Consider the following 21,614-nt stretch of genomic DNA (forward strand, 5'->3'; position numbering starts at 1 on the left):
CATCCCCATGAGCGACATCAACAAGCGTATCGCGGCCCTCTCGCCCGAGAAGCAGGCCCAGCTGCTCCGTCAACTCCGCAAGAAGGACACCCAGTCGGCCCGTCCGGCCATCACCGCGCGCCCGCGCACGGGTGACTCGGCGCCGCTCTCCTTCGCCCAGCAGCGCCTCTGGTTCCTGGACCGGATGGAGCCGGGCACGCCCACGTACAACATGCCGGCGGCCGTGAAGCTCGAGGGCTCGCTCAACGTGGCCGCGCTGGAGCAGTGCTTCGCGGAGCTGCTCCGTCGTCACGAGTCGCTGCGGACCATCTTCCGCGACGAGGAGGGCCATGCGCTCCAGGTCATCTCGCCGCCGCGACCGTGCCCGGTGGCCCTGCATGACCTGACGTCGCTGCCCGAGCCCACGCGCGAGCAGGAGGCGCTGCGGCTGACGCGAGAGGAACAGCAGAAGCCCTTCGACCTCACCCGCGGTCCGCTGCTGCGGGCCACGCTGCTGCGGCTGGGCGAGCGCGAGCACGTGCTGCTCCTGACGATGCACCACATCGTCTCGGACGGCTGGTCCATGGACGTGCTGGTGCGGGAGATGGGGCTGCTGTACGGGGCCTTGTCGCGTGGTGAGGCCCCGCGGCTGCCCGAGTCGCCGGTGCAGTACGCCGACTACGCGCTGTGGCAGCGGGAGTGGCTCCAGGGGCCGGTGCTGGAGAATCAGCTCAAGTGGTGGCGCGAGCAGCTCGCCGACGTGACTCCAGTGCTGGAGCTGCCGACGGACAGGCCGCGTCCCTCGGTGCAGAGCTTCCGGGGCGCGAGCCGCGAGTCCCTGCTGCCGCGCGCCCTGTACGAGCAGTTGAAGGCGATGGGGCAGGCGCAGGCGATGTCGCCCTTCATGGTGCTGCTGACCGCGTGGCAGACCCTGCTGTCGCGCTACTCGGGGCAGGAGGACATCTGCGTCGGAACGCCCATCTCCGGCCGGCATCAGTCCGAGCTGGAGGGGCTCATCGGCTTCTTCGTCAACACGCTGGTGGTGCGCACCCGGATCTCCCCCGAGGCGAGCTTCCAGGAGCTGCTGGGCCGCGTGAAGGCCGCGACCGTGGGCGCGTACGCGCACCAGGACGTGCCCTTCGAGAAGCTCGTGGAGGACCTGAAGCCCGCCCGCAACCTGAGCTACTCACCGCTCTTCCAGGTGATGATGAACCTGGAGCAGGCGAAGCCTCCGCGGCTGGAGCTCCCGGGGCTCACGCTGACGCCGATGCCGCAGGCGGATCAGGTCGCGAAGTTCGACCTCGAGCTGCTCTTCAAGGAAGAGCCCGAGGGACTGCGCGCCGTGCTGGTCTACAGCACGGACCTGTTCGATGCGGCGACGGCGCAGCGGATGCTGGGGCACCTACGCGTGCTGCTGGAGTCCGCCGCGGCCCACCCCGAGCGTTCGCTCTCCGAGGTGACGCTGCTGACGGAGGCGGAGCGTCAGCAGGTGCTGAAGGGCTGGAACGCGACGGCGCAGGAGTACGCGCGCGAAAGCAGCATCGCGGAGGAGTTCTCGCGTCAGGTGGCGCAGCGGCCGGACGCAGTGGCGGTGGAGTGCGGGGAGGAGAAGCTGACGTACGGGCAGCTGGATGAGAAGGCGAACCAGCTGGCGCACTTGCTGAGAAGCAAGGGAGTCGGAGCCGAGGAGCGGGTGGGGTTGTGCCTGGAGCGCTCGGTGGAGTTGGTGGTGGCGCTGGTGGGCATCGCGAAGTCCGGAGGCGCGTACGTGCCGCTGGAAGCGGACTACCCCCAGGCGCGGCTGGAGCAGATGGTGTCGGAGGTGAAGCCGCGGGTGGTGGTGACGCGGCGAGCGCTGGCGGAGAAGCTGCCGGTGCAGGGCATGGAGTGCGTGCTGCTGGAGGAAGTGGCGGAGAAGCTGGCGCAGCAGCCGAAGCACGCGCCGAGGAGTGGAGTGAGTGGACGCAACCTGGCGTACATCGACTTCACCTCGGGAAGCACGGGCAAGCCGAAGGGCGTGTGCACGGAGCAGCGGGGCGTGCTGCGCACGGTGAAGGGGACGAAGTACGCGCACCTGGGGCCTGAAGAGACGCTGCTGCTGATTGCGCCGGTGTCGTTTGACGCTTCGACGCTGGAGGTGTGGGGCAGCCTGCTGAATGGGGCAAGGCTGGTGGTGTACCCGCCGGGCCCGGTGGGAGACGTGGAGGAGTTGAAGCGGGTGGTGAAGGGGAAGGGCGTGACGACGCTGCACCTGACAGCGGGACTCTTCGCGCAGGTGGTGGACGCGGACGTGGACGTGCTGCGGGGCCTCAAGCAGTTGCTGACGGGCGGAGACGTGGTGTCGGCGCCGCACGTGCGCCGGGTGGTGGAAGAGCTGAAGGTGCCGGTGACGGCGTGCTACGGCCCGACGGAGAACACGCTCTTCACCAGCTGCCACCGGATGACGGAAGGCAGCCAGGTGGGAGAGGTGGTGGCCATTGGCCAGCCGATTGGTAACACGCGCGTGTACGTGCTGGACGCGGCGCTGAGTCCGGTGCCGGTGGGAGTGGCCGGAGAGCTGTACGCAGCCGGAGAGGGCGTGGCGCGCGGCTACCTGGGAAGCGCGGAGCTGACGGCGGAGCGCTTCGTGCCGGACCTGCACTCAGGCCTGGCCGGAGAGCGGATGTACCGGACGGGAGACCTGGCGCGGTGGCGTGCGGACGGGACGTTGGAGTTCCTGGGCCGAGCGGACACGCAGGTGAAGGTGAGGGGCTTCCGAATCGAGCTGGGCGAAGTGGAAGGAGCGCTGCGAGCGCACCCTGCGGTGAAGGAAGCGGTGGTGGTGGCCAAGGGCCAGGGCGCGGGCGACAAGCGCCTCATCGCCTACGTGGTGCCGAAGGCGGAAGGGTGGCCTGGAGTCTCCGGGCTGCGGGAGCACGTCAAGGCGAAGCTCCCCGAGTACATGGTGCCCTCGGCGTTCGTGGCGCTGGAGACGCTGCCGCTGACGTCGAACGGCAAGGTGGATCGCAAGGCCCTGCCCGAGCCGGAGAGCGTCCGCCCGGAACTCGCGCGTCAGTATGTGGCGCCGCGCACGGAGGTGGAGACGACGCTGGCGGAGGTCTGGGCGCAGGTGCTTGGCCTGAATCGCGTGGGTGTGCAGGACAACTTCTTCGAGCTGGGCGGTGACTCCATCCTGAGCCTGCAGGTGGTGGCTCGGGCTCGGAGGGCCGGTCTGGAGATCTCTCCGAGGCAGCTCTTCCAGAAGCAGACGGTGGAGGAACTGGCGCAGGTCGCGAAGGTCGCCCTGGAGGCCGGAGAGCAGAAGCCGGTGGAAGGCGCGGTGGAGCTGACGCCCGTGCAGCAGGCCTTCTTCGCGCAGGAGCGCAATCAGGCGCACCACTTCAACCAGTCGCTGTTGCTGGACGTCGCGGGAGAAGTCGAAGCCGCGGTGCTGGAGAAGGCGCTGAACGAGGTGGTGAAGCACCACGACGCGCTGCGAATGCGCTTCGAGCGGGTGGGCGGCGCGTGGAAGCAGCACAACGCGGGCGTGGAAGAAGCGGGCGCGCTGAAGCTGGAGCAGGTGGACCTGCGCGGGGCGCAGGACATAGCCGCGCAACTGGAGCAGGTGGCGACGCGGGTGCAGGGCAGCCTGGAGCTGGAGAAGGGCCCGCTGGTGAAGGCGGTGCTCTTCGAGCTGGGAGAGAAGGGCCGGCGCTTGCTGGTGGTGGTGCACCACCTGGTGGTGGATGGGGTGTCGTGGCGGGTGGTGGTGGAGGACGTGGAGCGGGCGTGTGAGCAGGTGGCGAGGGGCGAGGCGGTGGAGCTTGGGCCGAAGAGCGCCTCGTACCAGCAGTGGGCCAAGAGGCTGAAGGAGTACGCGGGGCAGGTGGAAGGGGAGGTGGCGTACTGGGAAGCCCAGGGCGCCGCAGAGGTGCCGTCACTGCCGGTGGACGAAGCGGGCGGGAAGAATGAGACGGGCTTGGAGGGAGAAGTCCGTCTGGAGTTGAGCCGCGAGGAGACGGCGGCGCTGCTGCGCGAGGTGCCCGGGGCGTACCGTGCGCGAGTGGACGAGGTGCTGCTGGCGGGACTGGCAGCGGCGCTGAAGAAGTGGCGAGGGCTGGAGCGGGTGAGGGTGGAGCTGGAGGGCCACGGGCGCGAGGAGGAAGTGGGGCTGGAGGTGTCGCGCACGGTGGGTTGGTTCACCAGCGTGTACCCGGTGGTGGTGGAAGCGCCGAAGGCGGAGGGCGCGGGCGCGTGGGTGAGGGCGGTGAAGGAGTCGGTGCGGCGGGTGCCCGGCAAGGGCCTGGGCTTCGGGCTGCTGAAGTACCTGGGCGCGGAAGAGTCGCGGCGGAAGCTGGCGGCACTGCCGAAGGCGGAAGTCGTCTTCAACTACCTGGGTCAGTTGGACGCGGCGGCCGCGCAGTCGAAGTACTTCGCGCAAGCGAAGGAGCGTGCGGGCGAGGCGCACGCGAAGGGCGAGAAGCGCGCGCACGTGCTGGGCGTCAACGGGTTGGTGGTGGGCGGCCGATTGGAAGTGGCCATTGAATACGGCCGGGAGCTGCACCGCCGCGAGAGCGTCGAGCAGCTGGCCCGGGAGTACGAGCGGCAGCTGAAGAAGCTGCTGAACGAGTTGCGGGAACCGGACGCCGGGGTGTGGACGGCGGTGGACTTCCCGCTGGTGAAGGCGAGCCCTCCGCAGTTGGAGAAGGTGCTGGGCCGGGGCGAGGGCGTGGAGGACGTCTATCCGCTCTCTCCGTTGCAGCAGGGTTTGCTCTTCCACTCGCTGCTGGAAGGCGGCAGCGGTGTGTACGTGGAGCAGCTCGCGTGGGAGGTGCGCGGCGGGCTGAAGGTGGAGGCGCTGAAGCAGGCGTGGCAGACGGTGGTGGAGCGGCTGTCCATCCTGCGCACGCGCTTCCTCTGGGAAGGGCTGGAGGAGCCGCTGCAGGTGGTGCAGCGCACGGTGCAGTTGCCGTGGGAAGAGCGTGACTGGAGCAGCCTGGGTCGCGAGGCGCAGCAGCACGCGCTGGACGAGTACCTGAAGGAAGACGCCCGCCAGGGCTTCGAGCTGGGCCAGGCGCCGCTGATGCGCATGGCGGTGATGAAGCTGGGCGAGGAGGGGTGGCGGTGCGTGTGGAGCCACCACCACCTGCTGCTGGACGGGTGGAGCCTCGGTCTGGTGCTGGACGAGGTCTTCACGACGTACGAGGCGCTCGTCACGGGTGGCGAGCTCCGCGGTCAGGTGCGGGCGGCGTATCGCGAGTACATCGCATGGCTTGCGAAGCAGGACACGAAGAAGGCGGAGGCGTACTGGCGTGAGGCGCTGAAGGGCGTGAGCGCGCCGACGCGGCTGCCGCTGGAAGCGCGTGGTGCGAAGGACGGCTCCCATGCCCAGGACGAGCTGGTGCTGCAGCTGACGGAGGAGGAGACGTCGGCGGTGCAGGGCTTCGCGCAGCGGCAGCAGGTGACGGTGAACACGCTGGCGCAGGGCGCCTGGGCATTGGTGCTGGGACGTCACGCGGGCGAAGGCGAAGTCGTCTTCGGGGCCACGGTGGCGGGCCGCCCGGCCGAGCTGGACGGTGTCGAAGGCATGGTCGGCCTCTTCATCAACACGCTCCCGGTCCGGGTGAAGCTCGGTGGCGGCGAGTGGGTGGAGTCGTGGCTCAAGGCCCAGCAGGAGCAGCAGGCGGAGCAGCGGCAGTATGAGCAGAGCCCGCTGGTGCGCGTGCAGGGCTGGAGCGAGGTGCCGCGCGGACAGGCCCTGTTCGAGAGCCTGCTCGTCTTCGAGAACTACCCCATTGATTCGTCGTTGAAGGGCCGTGCCAATCGCTGGGAGGTCGGAGACGTCCGCGTGAAGGAGCGGACGAACTACGCGCTCACGCTGTCGGTGATTCCTGACAGGCAGCTGCGGCTGATGCTCGCCTATGACGTGTCGCGCTTCGAGGCACGCGGCATGGACGCGCTGCTGAAGCAGTGGAAGGTGGCGCTGCTGGGGCTGGTGGCCAGCGCCGGCAAGCGGTTGGCGGACGTATCGCTGCTGACGCAGGCGGAGCGTCAGCAGGTACTGGAGACGTGGAGCGGCACCCGCGTGGCCTTCCCGGAAGCCACCACCGTCGCCTCTCTGTTCGAGGCGCAGGTAGACCGGGCGCCGGACGCGGTGGCGGTGGAGTTCGAGGGACAGCGGCTGACCTACCGGGAGCTGGACGTGCGAGCCAACCAACTCGCGCGGGCGCTGCACCGGCTGGGCGTGGGCCCGGAGGTCCGGGTCGGACTGTGCCTGGAGCGCTCGCTGGATGTGGCGGTGGCGCTGCTCGGCGTCCTCAAGGCGGGCGGGGCCTACCTGCCCCTGGATCCGATGCTGCCTCGCGAGCGGCTCGCCTTCATGCTGAGCGATAGCGGCGCCGAGGTTCTGCTCACCCAGGGCTCACTGCGGGAACGCCTGCCGGAGACCTCGGCTCGCACGCTCTGCCTGGACGAGGCGCGTGAAGCGCTCCTGCGCGAGAGCGGGGAGCGCGTCACCCGTGGCGCGGGCCCCGGCAACCTCGCGTACATCATCTACACCTCCGGCAGCACCGGGACCCCCAAGGGCACCGCCATCGAGCACCGGAGTGTGGCCAACCTCGTGACCCACGAGGCGGTGGCGTACGGCATCGGGCCGGGCAGCCGCGTGCTGCAGTTCGCCAACCTGAGCTTCGACCTCTCGGTGGAGGAGATCTTCACCACGCTGACCTCGGGGGCCACGCTGGTGCTGGCGCCCGCGGAGCGGCTGTTGCCGGGCGACACGCTGTCCTCGTTGCTGCGGGACGCGAACATCACGGTGCTCAGCCTCACGCCGGCGGCGCTCGCCGTCACGCCGTCCGAGGGGCTGCCCGCGCTTCGCACCGTCATCTCGGGCGGTGAAGCGCTCCCGGCCGAGGTGGTGACGCGCTGGGCCCCCGGCCGGCGCTTCGTCAACTCGTACGGGCCCACGGAAGCCACCGTGGTGGCCACGCTCACGGATTGCGTGGCCGACGGTCGCACGCCGTCCATTGGCCGGCCGCTGGCCAACGTGCGGACCTATGTGCTCGACGCGCGCGGCGGCCTGGTCGCCCTGGGCGTCGCGGGCGAGCTGTACCTGGGAGGCGTCGGTGTGGCTCGGGGCTATCCCGGCCGTCCGGAGCTGACGGCGGAGCGCTTCGTGCCGGACGCGTTCGGCGGCGAGCCGGGTGCCCGGCTGTACCGCACGGGTGACGTCGCGCGCTGGCGCGAGGACGGCAGCCTGGAGTTCGTGGGCCGCGCGGACACGCAGGTGAAGGTGCGTGGCTTCCGCATCGAGCTGGGCGAAGTGGAAGGGGCGCTGCGAGCGCACCCGGCGGTGAAGGACGCGGTGGTGATGGCCAGGGGCCAGGGCGCGGGTGACAAGCGCCTCGTCGCCTATGTCGTGGGCCACGGCCCGGCGGCGGTGGACACGAACGAGCTGCGTCAGGCGCTCAAGACCCGGCTGCCCGAGTACATGGTGCCCTCGGCGTTCGTGGCGCTGGAGACGCTGCCGCTGACGTCGAACGGCAAGGTGGACCGCAAGGCCCTGCCCGAGCCGGAAGGCATTCGTCCGGAGCTGGCGCGTCAGTACGTGGCGCCGCGCACGGAGATGGAGAAGACGCTGGCGGAGGTCTGGGCGCAGGTGCTCGGCCTGAATCGCGTGGGCGTGCAGGACAACTTCTTCGAGCTGGGCGGTGACTCCATCCTGAGCCTGCAGGTGGTGTCCCGCGTGAGAAGGGCGGGCCTGGAGGTGACGCCGAAGCAGCTCTTCCAGAAGCAGACGGTGGAAGAGCTGGCGCAGGTGGTGAAGGCCGCGCAGGCGGTGGCGGATCAGGGACCTGTCGAAGGCCCGGTGGAGCTGACCGCCATCCAGAAGAGCTTCCTGGAAGAGGCCTGGATGAAGCCGAGCCACAGCAACCAGTCGCTGCTGCTGGAGGTCTCGCGCGCGCTGGACGCGGCGGTGCTGGAGAAGGCGCTGGGCGCGGTGGTGAAGCACCACGACGCGCTGCGGATGCGCTTCGAGCGAGTGGACGGCGAGTGGAAGCAGCGCAACGCGAGCGTGGAAGAAGCGGGCGCGCTGAAGCTGGAGCAGGTGGACCTGCGCGGGGCGCAGGACGTGGCCACGGAGCTGGAGCAGGTGGCGACGCAGGTGCAGGGCAGCCTGGACTTGGAGAAGGGCCCGCTGGTGAAGGCGGTGCTCTTCGAGCTGGGAGAGAAGGGCCGGCGGCTGCTGGTGGTGGTGCACCACCTGGTGGTGGATGGCGTGTCGTGGCGGGTGTTGGTGGAGGACGTGGAGCGGGCGTGCGAGCAGGTGGAGTTGGGGCCGAAGAGCGCCTCGTACCAGCAGTGGGCCAAGAGGCTGAAGGAGTACGCGGGGCAGGTGGAAGGGGAGGTGGCGTACTGGGAAGCCCAGGGCGCCGCAGAGGTGCCGTCACTGCCGGTGGACGAAGCGGGCGGGAAGAATGAGACGGGCTTGGAGGGAGAAGTCCGTCTGGAGTTGAGCCGCGAGGAGACGGCGGCGCTGCTGCGCGAGGTGCCCGGGGCGTACCGTGCGCGAGTGGACGAGGTGCTGCTGGCGGGCCTGGCGGCGGCGCTGAAGAAGTGGAGAGGGCTGGAGCGGGTACGGGTGGAGCTGGAAGGCCACGGGCGCGAGGAGGAAGTGGGGCTGGAGGTGTCGCGCACGGTGGGCTGGTTCACCAGCGTGTACCCGGTGGTGGTGGAAGCGCCGAAGGCGGAGGGCGCGGGCGCATGGGTGCGCGCGGTGAAGGAGTCGGTGCGGCGGGTGCCCGGCAAGGGCCTGGGCTTCGGGCTGCTGAAGTACCTGGGCGCGGAAGAGTCGCGGCGGAAGCTGGCGGCGCTGCCGAAGGCGGAAGTCGTCTTCAACTACCTGGGGCAGGTGGACGCGACGGCGGCGCAGTCGAAGTACTTCGCGCCGGCGAAGGAGAAGGCGGGCGAGGCGCAGGCGAAGGGCGAGAAGCGCGCGCACGTGCTGGGCGTCAACGGTCTGGTGGTAGGCGGCCGGCTGGAAGTGGCTATCGACTACGGCCGGGAGCTGCACCGGCGCGAGAGCGTGGAGGAACTGGCGCGGCACTACGCCCAGGAGTTGCGTCAGCTGCTGCGGCAGCGGACAGAGTCCGAAGCGGGACTGTGGACGCCGGTGGACTTCCCGCTGGTGAAGGCGAGCCCTCCGCAGTTGGAGAAGGTGCTGGGCCGGGGCGAGGGCGTGGAGGACGTCTATCCGCTCTCCCCGTTGCAGCAGGGCCTGCTCTTCCACTCGCTGCTGGAAGGCGGCAGCGGTGTGTACGTGGAGCAGCTCGCGTGGGAAGTGCGCGGCGGGCTGAAGGTGGAAGCGCTGAAGCAGGCGTGGCAGACGGTGGTGGAGCGGCTGTCCATCCTGCGCACGCGCTTCCTCTGGGAGGGTCTGGAGGAGCCGCTGCAGGTGGTGCAGCGCACGGTGCAGCTGCCATGGGAAGAGCGTGACTGGAGCAGCCTGGGCCGCGAGGCGCAGCAGCACGCGCTGGACGAGTACCTGAAGGAAGACGCCCGCCAGGGCTTCGAGCTGGGCCAGGCGCCGCTGATGCGCATGGCGGTGATGAAGCTGGGCGAGGAGGGGTGGCGGTGCGTGTGGAGCCACCACCACCTGCTGCTGGACGGGTGGAGCCTCGGTCTGGTGCTGGACGAGGTCTTCACGACGTACGAGGCGCTCGTCACGGGTGGCGAGCTCCGCGGTCAGGTGCGGGCGGCGTATCGCGAGTACATCGCATGGCTCGCGAAGCAGGACACGAAGAAGGCGGAGGCGTACTGGCGTGAGGCGCTGAAGGGCGTGAGCGCGCCGACGCGGCTGCCGCTGGAAGCACGTGGGGCGAAGGGCGGCACGAGCAACCAGGACGAGGTGACGCTGCAGCTGACGGAGGAGGAGACGTCGGCGGTGCAGGGCTTCGCGCAGCGGCAGCAGGTGACGGTGAACACGCTGGCACAGGGCGCATGGGCATTGGTGCTGGGACGTCACGCGGGCGAAGGCGAAGTCGTCTTCGGCGCCACGGTGGCGGGCCGCCCGGCCGAACTCGACGGTGTCGAAGGCATGGTCGGCCTCTTCATCAACACCCTCCCGGTCCGGGTGCAGTTGCCCGGTGACGGCGGAGTGGCGGAGTGGCTGAAGGGGCTCCAGAAGCAGCAGGCCGAGCAGCAGCAGTTCGAGCAGAGCCCGCTGGTGCAGGTGCAGGGCTGGAGCAACGTGCCTCGCGGCCAGCCGCTCTTCGACAGCTTGTTGATCTTCGAGAACTACCCTGTCGATGAGTCGCTGAAGGGCCGTGCGAGCCGTTGGGATGTGCGGGATGTCCGCTCGAAGGAGCGGACGAACTACGCGCTCACGTTGTCCGCGATGCCCGGCTCCCAGCTACGGCTGAAGCTGGTCTACGAGACCCCGCGCTTCGAGCAGCGCGGGATGGATGCGCTGCTGAATCAGTGGAAGGTGGCGCTGCTGGAGCTGGTGGCGAGCGCCGGCAAGCAGCTCTCCGAGGTGACGCTGCTGACGGAGGCGGAGCGTCAGCAGGTGCTGAAGGGCTGGAACGCGACGGCGCAGGAGTACGCGCGCGAAAGCAGCATCGCGGAGGAGTTCTCGCGTCAGGTGGCGCAGCGGCCGGACGCAGTGGCGGTGGAGTGCGGGGAGGAGAAGCTGACGTACGGGCAGCTGGATGAGAAGGCGAACCAGCTGGCGCACTTGCTGAGGAGTAAGGGAGTCGGAGCCGAGGAGCGGGTGGGGCTGTGCCTGGAGCGCTCGGTGGAGTTGGTGGTGGCGCTGGTGGGCATCGCGAAGTCCGGAGGCGCGTACGTGCCTTTGGAAGCGGACTACCCCCAGGCGCGGCTGGAGCAGATGGTGGGCGAGGTGAAGCCGCGGGTGGTTGTGACGCGGCGAGCGCTGGCGGAGAAGCTGCCGGTGCAGGGCGTGGAGTGCGTGCTGCTGGAGGAAGTGCAGACGCAACTGGCGCAGCAGCCGAAGCACGCGCCGAGGAGTGGAGTGGGTGGACGCAACCTGGCGTACATCGACTTCACGTCGGGAAGCACGGGCAAGCCGAAGGGCGTGTGCACGGAGCAGCGGGGCGTGCTGCGCACGGTGAAGGGGACGAAGTACGCGCAGCTGGGGCCTGAAGAGACGCTGCTGCTGATTGCGCCGGTGTCGTTTGACGCCTCGACGCTGGAGGTATGGGGCAGCCTGCTGAATGGAGCGAGGTTGGTGGTGTACCCGCCGGGCCCGGTGGGAGACGTGGAAGAGTTGAAGCGGGTGGTGAAGGGGAAGGGCGTGACGACGCTGCACCTGACGGCGGGACTCTTCGCGCAGGTGGTGGACGCGGACGTGGAAGTGCTGCGCGGCCTCAAGCAGTTGCTGACGGGCGGAGACGTGGTGTCGGCGCCGCACGTGCGTCGGGTGGTGGAAGAGCTGAAGGTGCCGGTGACGGCGTGCTACGGCCCGACGGAGAACACGCTCTTCACCAGCTGCCACCGGATGACGGAAGGCAGCCAGGTGGGCGAGGTGGTGGCCATCGGCCAGCCGATTGGCAACACGCGCGTGTACGTGCTGGACGCGGCGCTGAATCCGGTGCCGGTGGGCGTGGCTGGCGAGCTGTACGCGGCCGGAGAGGGCGTGGCGCGAGGCTACCTGGGAAGCGCTGAGCTGACGGCGGAGCGCTTCGTGCCGGACCTGCACTCAGGACTGTCCGGAGAGCGGATGTACCGGACGGGAGACCTGGCGCGGTGGCGCGCGGACGGGACGCTGGAGTTCCTGGGTCGTGCGGACACGCAGGTGAAGGTGAGGGGCTTCCGCATCGAGCTGGGTGAAGTGGAAGGAGCGCTGCGAGCGCACCCGGCGGTGAAGGAAGCAGTGGTGGTGGCCAAGGGCCAGGGCGCGGGTGACAAGCGTCTCATCGCCTACGTCGTCGGCCATGGCCCCGAGCCCCTCGACGTGAGCCCCCTGCGCCAGGCGCTCGGTGCCCGACTGCCCGAGTACATGGTGCCGTCGGCGTTCGTGACGCTGGAGGCGCTGCCGCTGACGTCGAACGGCAAGGTGGACCGCAAGGCCCTGCCGGAGCCGGAGGGCGCGCTGCTGGAACGGGCGCGCGAGTACGTGGCGCCACGCACGGACGCGGAGAAGTCGCTGGCGGACGTGTGGACGCAGGTGCTGGGCGCGGAGCGCGTGGGCGTGCACGACAGCTTCTTCGAGCTGGGCGGACACTCCCTCCTCGCCACCCGTGCCATCTCCCGCATCCGAGAGGCGCTGAAGGTGGAGTTGCCCCTCAAGGCCCTCTTCGACGCGCCCACGGTGGCGGAGCTGGCCTCGCTCCTCCAGCGCAGCGCGATGGCGCCGACGACGCAGGCGCCACCGCTGGTCCGCGCGGATCGCTCGGGCCCGCTGCCCCTGTCCTTCGCCCAGCAGCGGCTGTGGTTCCTGGAGCAGCTCGCTCCGGGCGGCTCGCGCTACAACATCCCGGCCGTCTTCCAACTGGAAGGGGCGCTCGACGTGGCCGCCCTGCGGCACGCGCTCCACGCGCTGCAGCAGCGCCACGAATCCCTGCGCACCTCCTTCCGGGGAGAGTCCGGGCAGGTCTGGCAGGTCATCGCCTCGGAGGTGGAGCCGGTCCTGGAGCTCGTCGACCTGCGCCCCATCCCCGACGCCGAGCGCGAGGCCGAGGCCCTGCGCCAGGCCACGCGGGAGGCCCAGCGGCCCTTCGACCTGGGCCGGAGCCCGCTGCTGCGCACCCTCCTGCTGCGGCTGGGTGAGCACACCCACGTGCTGGTGCTCACCGTGCACCACATCGTCTTCGACGGCTGGTCCACGCAGGTCCTCGTCCGCGACCTCACCGCGCTGTACGACGCCCATCGCCGGGGCCACGAGGCCCCGCTGCCTCCGCTGTCCATGCAGTACGCCGACTACGCGGTGTGGCAGCGCGCGTGGCTCCAGGGCGAGGCCCTGGAGTCGCAGCTCGCGTGGTGGAGGGCCCAGCTCGACGGCGCTCCTCCCGCCCTGGAGCTGCCCACGGACAAGCCCCGCCCGGCCGCGCAGTCCTCCCGTGGCGCCAGCCACCCGGTGTCGCTGCCGCGCGAGCTGGTGGAACGGCTCAAGGCACTCGGTCAGCGCGAGGGAGCCACGCCCTTCATGGTGATGCTCGCCGCCTTCCAGGCCCTGCTGTACCGCTACTCGGGCCAGGACGACATCAGCGTGGGCTCGCCCGGCGCCGGCCGTGGCCAGCTCGAGCTGGAGGGCGTCATCGGCTTCTTCATCAACACACTGGTGCTGCGCACCCGCATGCCGGGCCCGCTCACGTTCCAGGAGCTGCTCGCCCGCGTGCGCGAGGTGACGCTCGGCGCCAACGCCCACCAGGACGTGCCCTTCGAGCGGCTCGTGGACGAGCTGCGTCCCGAGCGCGACCTCAGCCGCAATCCGCTGTTCCAGGCGTGGTTCGTCCTCAACCCCGAGGAGTCCCTGGCCCACGTCCTGCCGGGCCTCACCCTGCGGCCGCTGGCGCTGGAGGACTCCACCACCCAGTTCGACCTGACGCTGTCGCTCGTCGACTCGCCCGACGGCTTCTCCGGTGCCCTCTCTTACGCCACCGACCTGTTCGAACCGGCCACCATCGCCCGCATGAGCAGCCACCTGCGGGCGCTCGTCGAAGCGCTGGTGGAGTCGCCCACGCGGCCCCTGGCCACGCTGCAGATGCTCGCTCCGGCCGAGCGGCATCAGCTGCTGCGCGCGTGGAACGACACCGCCCGTCCCGTCGCGGCCGAGCCCGTCCACCGCCTCTTCGAGGCCCAGGTGCGCCGCACCCCGGACGCCATCGCCGTCACCTTCGACGACCAGGCGCTCACCTACGCGGAGCTCAACGGCCGCGCGAACCAGCTCGCGCACTACCTGCGCGCGCGCGGTGTGCTGCCTGACGTCCTCGTGGGCCTCTACGTCGACCGCTCGCTGGAGCTGCTGGTGGGCGTGCTCGGCATCCTCAAGTCCGGCGCCGCCTACGTCCCGTTGGATCCCGCCCTGCCCGAGGACCGGCTCGAGCTCATCGCCGACGAGGCCCGCACGCCGCTGCTGCTGACGCAGGAGTCGCTGGCGGATCAGCTCAGCCACCGTGCCGCCCACACCCTGTGCCTGGACCTGGACTGGGATCGCGTGGAGCGCTACCCGGACCATGACCTGGAGGGAGGCGCCAAGGACAGCCATCTCGCCTACGTCATCTTCACCTCCGGCTCCACGGGCACCCCCAAGGGCGTGCTGCTGGAGCACCGCGGGCTGACCAACACCACCCTGGCCTGCATCGAGGCCCTGGAGCTGGGCCCCGGGAAGCGGGTGCTGCAGTTCTTCTCCTCCGGCTTCGACGCGTCCGTCTGGGAAATCTTCCCGACGCTGGTGTCCGGCGCCCGGCTGACCCTGGCGCGCCGGGATGACCTGATGCCCGGCACGTCCCTGAAGACGCTGCTCGCCGAGCAGGCCATCACCACCGTGACGCTCACGCCGTCGGTGCTGGCCCAGCTGTCGCCCGACGAACTGCCGGCCCTGAAGGTGGTGGCCGCGGCGGGCGAGGCCTGCACGCCGGAAGTGGTGGCGCGCTGGAAGCCCGGCCGGCGGTTCCTCAACGCCTACGGCCCCACGGAGACCACCATCTGCGCCACCTTCAGCGAGGACGTGGATGCGGCCCGTCCCACCATCGGCCAGCCCATCACCAACGCCCAGGTGTACGTGCTGGATGCGCACCTGGAGCCCGTCCCCACGGGGCTGCCCGGCGAGCTGTACATCGGCGGCGCGGGCGTGGGCCGCGGCTACCTCGGCCGTCCCGAGCTGACGGCGGACCGCTTCGTGCCGGATCCGTTCCGCGGTGCCCCCGGCGCCCGGCTGTACCGCACCGGTGACCTGGTGCGCTGGCTGCCCGAGGGCTCCATCGAGTTCCTGGGACGGCTCGACAACCAGGTGAAGCTGCGCGGCTACCGCGTGGAGCTGGGCGAAGTGGAGGCCGTGCTGCTCAAGCACCCCGGGGTGCGCGAAGCAGTGGTGCTGGTGCGCGAGGACTCGCCGGGCCTGATGCGGATGGTGGCCTACCACGTCGGGGAGGACGCGCTCACCGCGGCCGAGCTGCGGAGCTTCCTCCAGGCGCGGCTGCCCGAGTACATGGTCCCCTCCGCGTTCGTCGCGCTGCCCACGCTGCCGCTGAGCTCCAGCGGCAAGGTGGACAAGCAGGCGCTGCCGGTGCCGGAGACGCTGCGCGCCGAGGAGGACTTCGTCGGTCCGTCCACCGACACGGAGCGGCGGCTCGCCGCCATCTGGAGCGAGCTGCTCGGCGTGGAGCGCGTCAGCGTGCACGACAGCTTCTTCGACCTGGGCGGCCATTCGCTGGTGGCCACCCAGCTGCTGTCGCGCATCCGCAACGGCTTCCAGGTGGAGCTGCCCCTGCGCGTCGTCTTCGAGGCCCGCACCCTGGCCGAGCAGGCCGCGCGCGTGGACGCCCTCGCCGGACACGCGAGCGGGGCCGACGCCTTCCCCCTGCGGCCCATGCCGCGGCGGGAGCGCATGCCCATGTCCTTCGCGCAGCAGCGGCTCTGGTTCCTGGACCAGCTGGAGCCGGGGATGCCCTTCTACAACATCCCCATCGCGGTCCGGGTCGAGGGCGCGCTGAACGCCGACGCGCTGGATCGCGCCTTCCAGGAGGTGGTGCGCCGCCATGAGTCCCTGCGCACCACGTTCCACGACGGCGAGGACGGTCCGGCCCAGGTGGTGTGGCCCCAGGCGATGCCGCCGCTGTCCCGGATGGACCTGCGCGAGCTTCCGGAAGCGCAGCGCGACGCGCAGGCGCAGCGGCTCCAGGAGGAGGAGGCGCGCCGGCCGTTCGACCTGGCGCGCGGCCCGCTGGTGCGCGCCACGCTGCTGTGGCTGAGCGAGGAGTCGCACCTGCTGCTCCTGACGATGCACCACATCGTCTCGGACGGCTGGTCCATGGGCGTGCTGGTGCGCGAGGTGGTGTCGCTCTACGGGGCCTACCGCGACGGCCAGCCCTCGCCCCTGCCGGAGCTGACGCTGCAGTACGCGGACTACGCGGCGTGGCAGCGGCAGTGGCTGCGGGAAGAAACCCTGGAGACGCAGCTCGGCTACTGGCGGAAGCAGCTGGAGGGCGCGCCCTCCTCGCTGGAGCTGCCGGCGGACCGTCCGCGGCCCGCGGCGCGCAGCTACCGGGGCGGGACGCACGTGTCGATGATGGACGCGCGCCTCGCCGGCAACCTGGAGGCGCTGGGCCAGCGCGAGGGCGCCACCCTCTTCATGGTCCTGATGGCGGGCTTCCAGTCCCTGCTGCACCGCTACAGCGGGCAGACCGACCTGGTGGTGGGCACGGACGTGGCCAACCGCAACCACGCGGAGACGGAGTCGCTCATCGGCTTCTTCATCAACCAGCTCGTGCTGCGCCTGCGGATGGAGGGCGACCCGACCTTCACCGAGCTGCTGGCGCAGGCGAAGCAGGTGTCGATGGACGCGTACGCGCACCAGGACCTCCCCTTCGAGGAGGTGGTGCGCGCCATCAACCCGGACCGCACCACGGCGCACGCGCCGCTGTTCCAGGTGAAGTTCGTGCTCCAGAACATGCCCGTGTCGGCGCTGGAGCTGCCCGGGCTCAAGGTGAGCGCGGAGGGTGGCGACCCGGCCACCGCGAAGCTGGACCTGACGGTGCTGGTGAACCCCCGGCCCGACGGGCTGGTCATCACCTGGATGTACAGCATGGACCTCTTCGACGAGCCCACCATCGCGCTCCTGGCGCGGCGCTTCCAGCGGCTGCTGGAGGGCGTGGTGGCCCAGAAGGGCGGCGCCCTGCGGCTGTCCCAGCTCCCCCTGCTGTCCGAGGAGGAGCGCAAGCGCGTGCTGGTGGATTGGAACGACACCGCGGCGCCGTACGAGCGGCGGTGCATCCACGAACTCATCTCCGAGCAGGCGGCGCGGGTGCCGGACGCGGTGGCGGTGGTGGCTGGCGACGAGCGGCTCACCTACGCGGAGCTGGAGCTCAAGGCCAACCAGCTGGCGCACTGGCTGAAGGCGCTGGGCGTGGGGCCGGAGACGCGGGTGGGCCTGTTCGTGGAGCGGCGGGCGCACGCGCTGGTGGGCATGCTGGGCATCCTCAAGGCCGGCGGCGCCTACGTGGCCCTGGACCCGGCGCACGCGCACATGAGCGAGCGCGTGCGGCACGTCCTCAACGACGCGCGGGTGCAGGTCATCGTCACCGAGGAGGCGCTGGCCAACGAGCTGCCGTCGCAGGGTGAGTTCCTGGTCAGCCTGGACGCCGGGGACGGGCTGCTGGAGTCCCAGCCGGAAGAGGCGCCGGACAGCGGCGCGGTGCCGGGCAACGTGGCCTACGTCATCTACACGTCGGGAAGCACGGGGCAGCCCAAGGGCGTGTGCATCGAGCACGGCCAGCTCGCCTGCTACGTGGCGGGCGTGAGCCGGAGGCTGGACCTGCCGCGGGAGATGAGCTTCGCGTCGGTGTCCACGCTGGCGGCGGACCTGGGGCACACCGCGCTCTTCCCCACGCTCTGCGCGGGCGGGGCGGTGCACCTGGTGGACCGGCGGACCGTCTCGGACTCGGCGCTGATGACGGCGTACGGGCGCGAGCACCAGGTGGAGGGCTTGAAGATCGTCCCGACGCACCTGGAGGCGCTGCTGGCGGACGAGGCCGCCCAGGCGCTGCTGCCTCGCATACGGCTGGTGCTGGGCGGCGACAAGTCGGAGTGGGCCCTGGTGGAGCGGGTTCACGCGCTCGCGCCGGAGTGCGAGGTGTTCAACCACTACGGCCCCACGGAGACGACGGTGGGCGTGCTCGCGCAGAAGGTGGAGCGCGGCGTGCGCGTGCCCGGGGCGCAGACGGTGCCGCTGGGCAAGCCCCTGGGCAACGTGCGGGTGTACGTGCTGGACGGGTATGGCCAGCCGGTGCCCCCGGGCGTGCCGGGCGAGCTGTTCGTCGGCGGCGAGAGCGTGGGCCGCGGCTACCTGGGCCGGCCGGACCTGACGGCGGAGCGCTTCCTGCCGGACGGCTTCAGCGGCGTGGCCGGCGCCAGGCTGTACCGCACCGGAGACCGGGTGCGGTGGCTGGAGGATGGCCGCATCGAGTTCCTCGGCCGCGTGGACCACCAGCTCAAGATTCGCGGCTACCGCGTGGAGCTGGGCGAGGTGGAGGCGGTGCTGGCACAGCATGCCGGCGTGGGCGAGTGCGTGGTGGTGGCGCGCGACGAGGCCAGCGGAAAGCAGCTGGTGGCGTACGCGGTGGCGAAGCCGGGCGTCACCCTGGAGGAAGCGGGGCTGCGCGACCACCTGGCGGCCCGGCTGCCGGACTACATGGTGCCGTCGGCCTTCGTGGTGCTGGAAGCGCTGCCGCTGACGTCCAACGGCAAGGTGGACCGCAAGGCGCTCCCTGCGCCGTCGCGCGTGCGGACGGAGACGTCCTACACCGCCCCGCGCACGCAGACGGAGGAACGGCTGGCGGTGCTCTGGCGGGAGCTGCTCAACGTGCCGCGCGTGGGCGTGCACGATGACTTCTTCGACCTGGGAGGCCACTCCCTGCTGGCCACGCAGGTGGTGGCGCGCGTGCGGGCGCTGTTCGAAGTCCAGCTCGCGGTCATCGACCTCTTCGAGGCACCGACGCTGGAAGGACTGGCGGCGCGCATCGAGGCGGGCACGTCGTCGGACTCGCCGCTGGTGACGCTGCGCAAGGGCGGTGAGTCCCGTCCCTTCTTCTGCGTGCACCCGGTGGGTGGCAGCGTGCTCGGCTACCTGGAGCTGGCGCGGCGCCTGCCGCCGGAGCAGCCCTTCTACGGGTTGCAGGTGCCGGCGAGCGGAGGCGGCGAGACGGTGGAGGAGATGGCCACCCGCTACCTGGAGTCCGTGCGCGACGTGCAGCCGGAAGGGCCGTACCTGCTGGGCGGCTGGTCGCTGGGCGGACGCGTCGCGTACGAGATGGCGCGGCAGCTCGAGGCCCTGGGCGAGCAGGTGGGGATGCTGGTCGTCATCGACGCGAGCAGCCAGGACGAGGGCCCGGCCGAGGAGGAGTGGCAGGGCGTGCTCGAGTTCGCGGACCACCTGTCGAAGCTGTCGGGCGTGCACCCGCGCGCGGCCGAAGTGCTCCAGCAGGTGGACGCGGTGGAGCTGCGCTCCCTGCTGGAGGGGCCGGCCCCCGTCATCCCGGGCCTCGAGGAGGAGGCGTGCGAGGAGCTGCGCGGGCTGTGGCGCGTGTTCGCGCGAAACCGGCGGGCCGCTCGGGCCTTCGTGCCCGGGTCCTATGGAGGCTCGCTGGTGCTGCTGCGGGCCGCCGAGGCGCCTCCGGGACTGGAGGCGGACCTGGGCTGGGGCAGGGTGGCGCGGGGCGGGGTGGAGGTGCTCGAGGTTCCGGGCGACCACTTCACCCTCATCGCCATGCCGCACGTGGAGGCGCTGGCCGAGCGCCTCACGGCCTTGCTGGAGCGGGCCCGGTCCGGGGACTCGTTCCAGCGGGTCGGGTAGTCCCGGCCCCAGTGCCGGCGGCCCGGGTGTTCAGGCCGCCGGTGGGTCCGGTCAGGTGCCGGACGGGCCCAGGCGACGGAGCGACTCCGCCGCCGCCTCGCGCAGCTCCTCTTCCGGAGCCTGCGCGAGGGCCCGCAGCGCCGCGGGCACTTCATCACCCGGGTAGGCGATCTCCCCCAGCCGCTGGGCCGCCAGCACCCGGTCCTTCACCGCTCCACGCCGCAGTTCCTCCAGCAGGAAGCCCTTGTAGAGCCCCAGGAAATGATTCTCCGCCTCCAACATGCCCGCGCAGAGCGACCGCAGGTGCGCCACGTCCTCGGCGGCCTCCGGCACCCGGTAGCCCCAGCGCTTGCGGGCCGCGTAGATCTGCTCGTACAGGGGCGTCCACGCGTCGTTGACGAGCTCGCGGTGCGCCTCGATGGCCTCGCGCTTGGAATACGTGTACCCGCCCGCCTTCACCGCCACCTCGGCCGTCGCCAGCCGGCAGGCCAGGGTGACCAGCTCCTTGAAGCCCCGGTGCGACTGGCCCTGGGCATCCAGCACCTCGCGGTGGTCGTAGCCGTAGAGCTCGCCGCGCGGGTCCGGGTAGATGAGCGGGAAGCGCAGGGGTTCGCCCTCGGCGCGGGCCCGGGCGCGCTCCATGAAGACGTAGGGCCGGTGCATGCAGTAGCGGATCCACGCGTCCAGCGGCATCAGCGGGATGCGCTCCCGGAGGTCCTCGCCCATGAGCAGCAGCGACGTCTTCTTGAGGTTGACGGCGCCCTCCTCCAGCAGCTGCTCCTCCTCCACCGCGTTCGCATCCAGCGACAGGGGGCTCAGCGGGCTCACGTGCCGGCGGAAGTGCTCGAAGCGCCGCCGCTCTCCCGGCTGGAACCGGCCCTTGAAGACGAGCGTCAGGTCGATATCGCTCTCGCCCACGGCCTCGCTCGTCGCGTGGCTCCCCAGCAGGTAGCAGGCCTGGAGGCGGCCCGGGAACACCATCTGGAACAACCCCAGGAAGCCGAAGAAGACGGCGTTGAGGTTCATGTCCTCCGTGAAGCCCACCAGCGACAGCTCTTCATCCATCACGTGAATTCCCCATCCTTTGCCTGCGCCGCGGCCGGCATCCTAGGAGCCGCACGGCTCCCGGCGCGAGCCCGCGCGTCCCAGCCCCAGCGTCCCACAGGAGCAGTCCATGGTCCGTGACTTCACGCAGTCGGAGGTACAGAGCCTTTGCGAGTTGCTCGGCGTGAGCGACCTGAGCGACCCGGACGCGGCGGTGGTGAAGAGCTCTCCGCTCATCGAGGACGTGCGCCGCGTCCTGAAGCTCCCGGTGCTGCCCCACAGCCACCTGCTGGATGAGCAGACCTGGATGATGGGCGGACGTGTCACGCGGTGGCTCGGCGGGGAGATGAGCACGTCGGTGGACGATGGGGACTACGACCTCTTCTCCGGCTCGTTCCCGGCCATGGAGCGCACCCTGAACCGCATGCTGGAGACGGGCTACTCCATCACCCGGCTGCAGTACATGAATCCCTGGCCGGGCATCCCGGTGCCGCGCATGCTACGCCGCAAGCCATCCCCCGTGCGCAAGCCCCCGAGGAACGCGTCCGTGCCGGACCTGCCAGGGCTCCTGTTGCGGACGATGCCGGATGGCCGCGACATGTACTGCATGCGCCTCACCTCACCGGAGAGGCATGTCATCCAGTTCATGTACATTCCGTCGCTCTTCCCGGACGGGGCCAGGCCGGACACGCTCATCGAGCAGACGGACCTCAGCATCTGCCAGTTCACCCTGGACGGCGCCTACCTGCGCGCGGGTCCCCACTCGTGGTCCGACTTCGTCCGGCATCGCCTCCGCGTGGTCCACATGCGCAGTGGCCGCCGCACCGCGGGCCGCCTGTTCAAATACGCCGCCCGCGGGTTCTGGCCCGACGCGCGGACCGTCCAGACCGTCTATGGCCGGTGGCTGTCCGAGGCGCTGAAACGCGGAGGAAATCCCGCGCGTTTCAAAGCCTGACCCGACGCGACACATCCCTGTACTTCTTGTGAATCCAGGTATGCTTGACAGTACTGGAAAAATAGCTCAATTGGATACACGCGCAGTGTTTTTGTTCACATGCGGCATCAGCGCTTCTCGCTGCCT

General features: G+C 70.6%; 3 protein-coding genes. 2 read left to right on the top strand and 1 reads right to left on the bottom strand.

What is annotated here, in order from left to right; genetic code table 11:
* Positions 1-7 precede the first annotated feature (7 nt).
* On the top strand, positions 8-19,489 hold the full coding sequence (locus D7V77_RS01235; RefSeq protein WP_120574432.1) for a non-ribosomal peptide synthetase: 19,482 nt from the start codon (positions 8-10) through the stop codon (positions 19,487-19,489).
* A 51-nt stretch (positions 19,490-19,540) separates the two neighbouring features.
* Here D7V77_RS01235 and D7V77_RS01240 read toward each other — a convergent pair whose 3' ends face one another.
* On the bottom strand, positions 19,541-20,554 hold the full coding sequence (locus D7V77_RS01240; RefSeq protein ID WP_120574433.1) for a hypothetical protein: 1,014 nt from the start codon (positions 20,552-20,554) through the stop codon (positions 19,541-19,543).
* A 109-nt stretch (positions 20,555-20,663) separates the two neighbouring features.
* Here D7V77_RS01240 and D7V77_RS01245 point away from each other — a divergent pair, with 109 nt between their 5' ends.
* Entirely contained in the window at positions 20,664-21,488 is an 825-nt protein-coding gene (locus tag D7V77_RS01245) for a hypothetical protein (protein ID WP_120574434.1), read from the top strand.
* Positions 21,489-21,614 lie beyond the last annotated feature (126 nt).

It is taken from the genome of Corallococcus sp. CA041A (genome assembly GCF_003612075.1).
Taxonomy (GTDB): domain Bacteria; phylum Myxococcota; class Myxococcia; order Myxococcales; family Myxococcaceae; genus Corallococcus; species Corallococcus exiguus.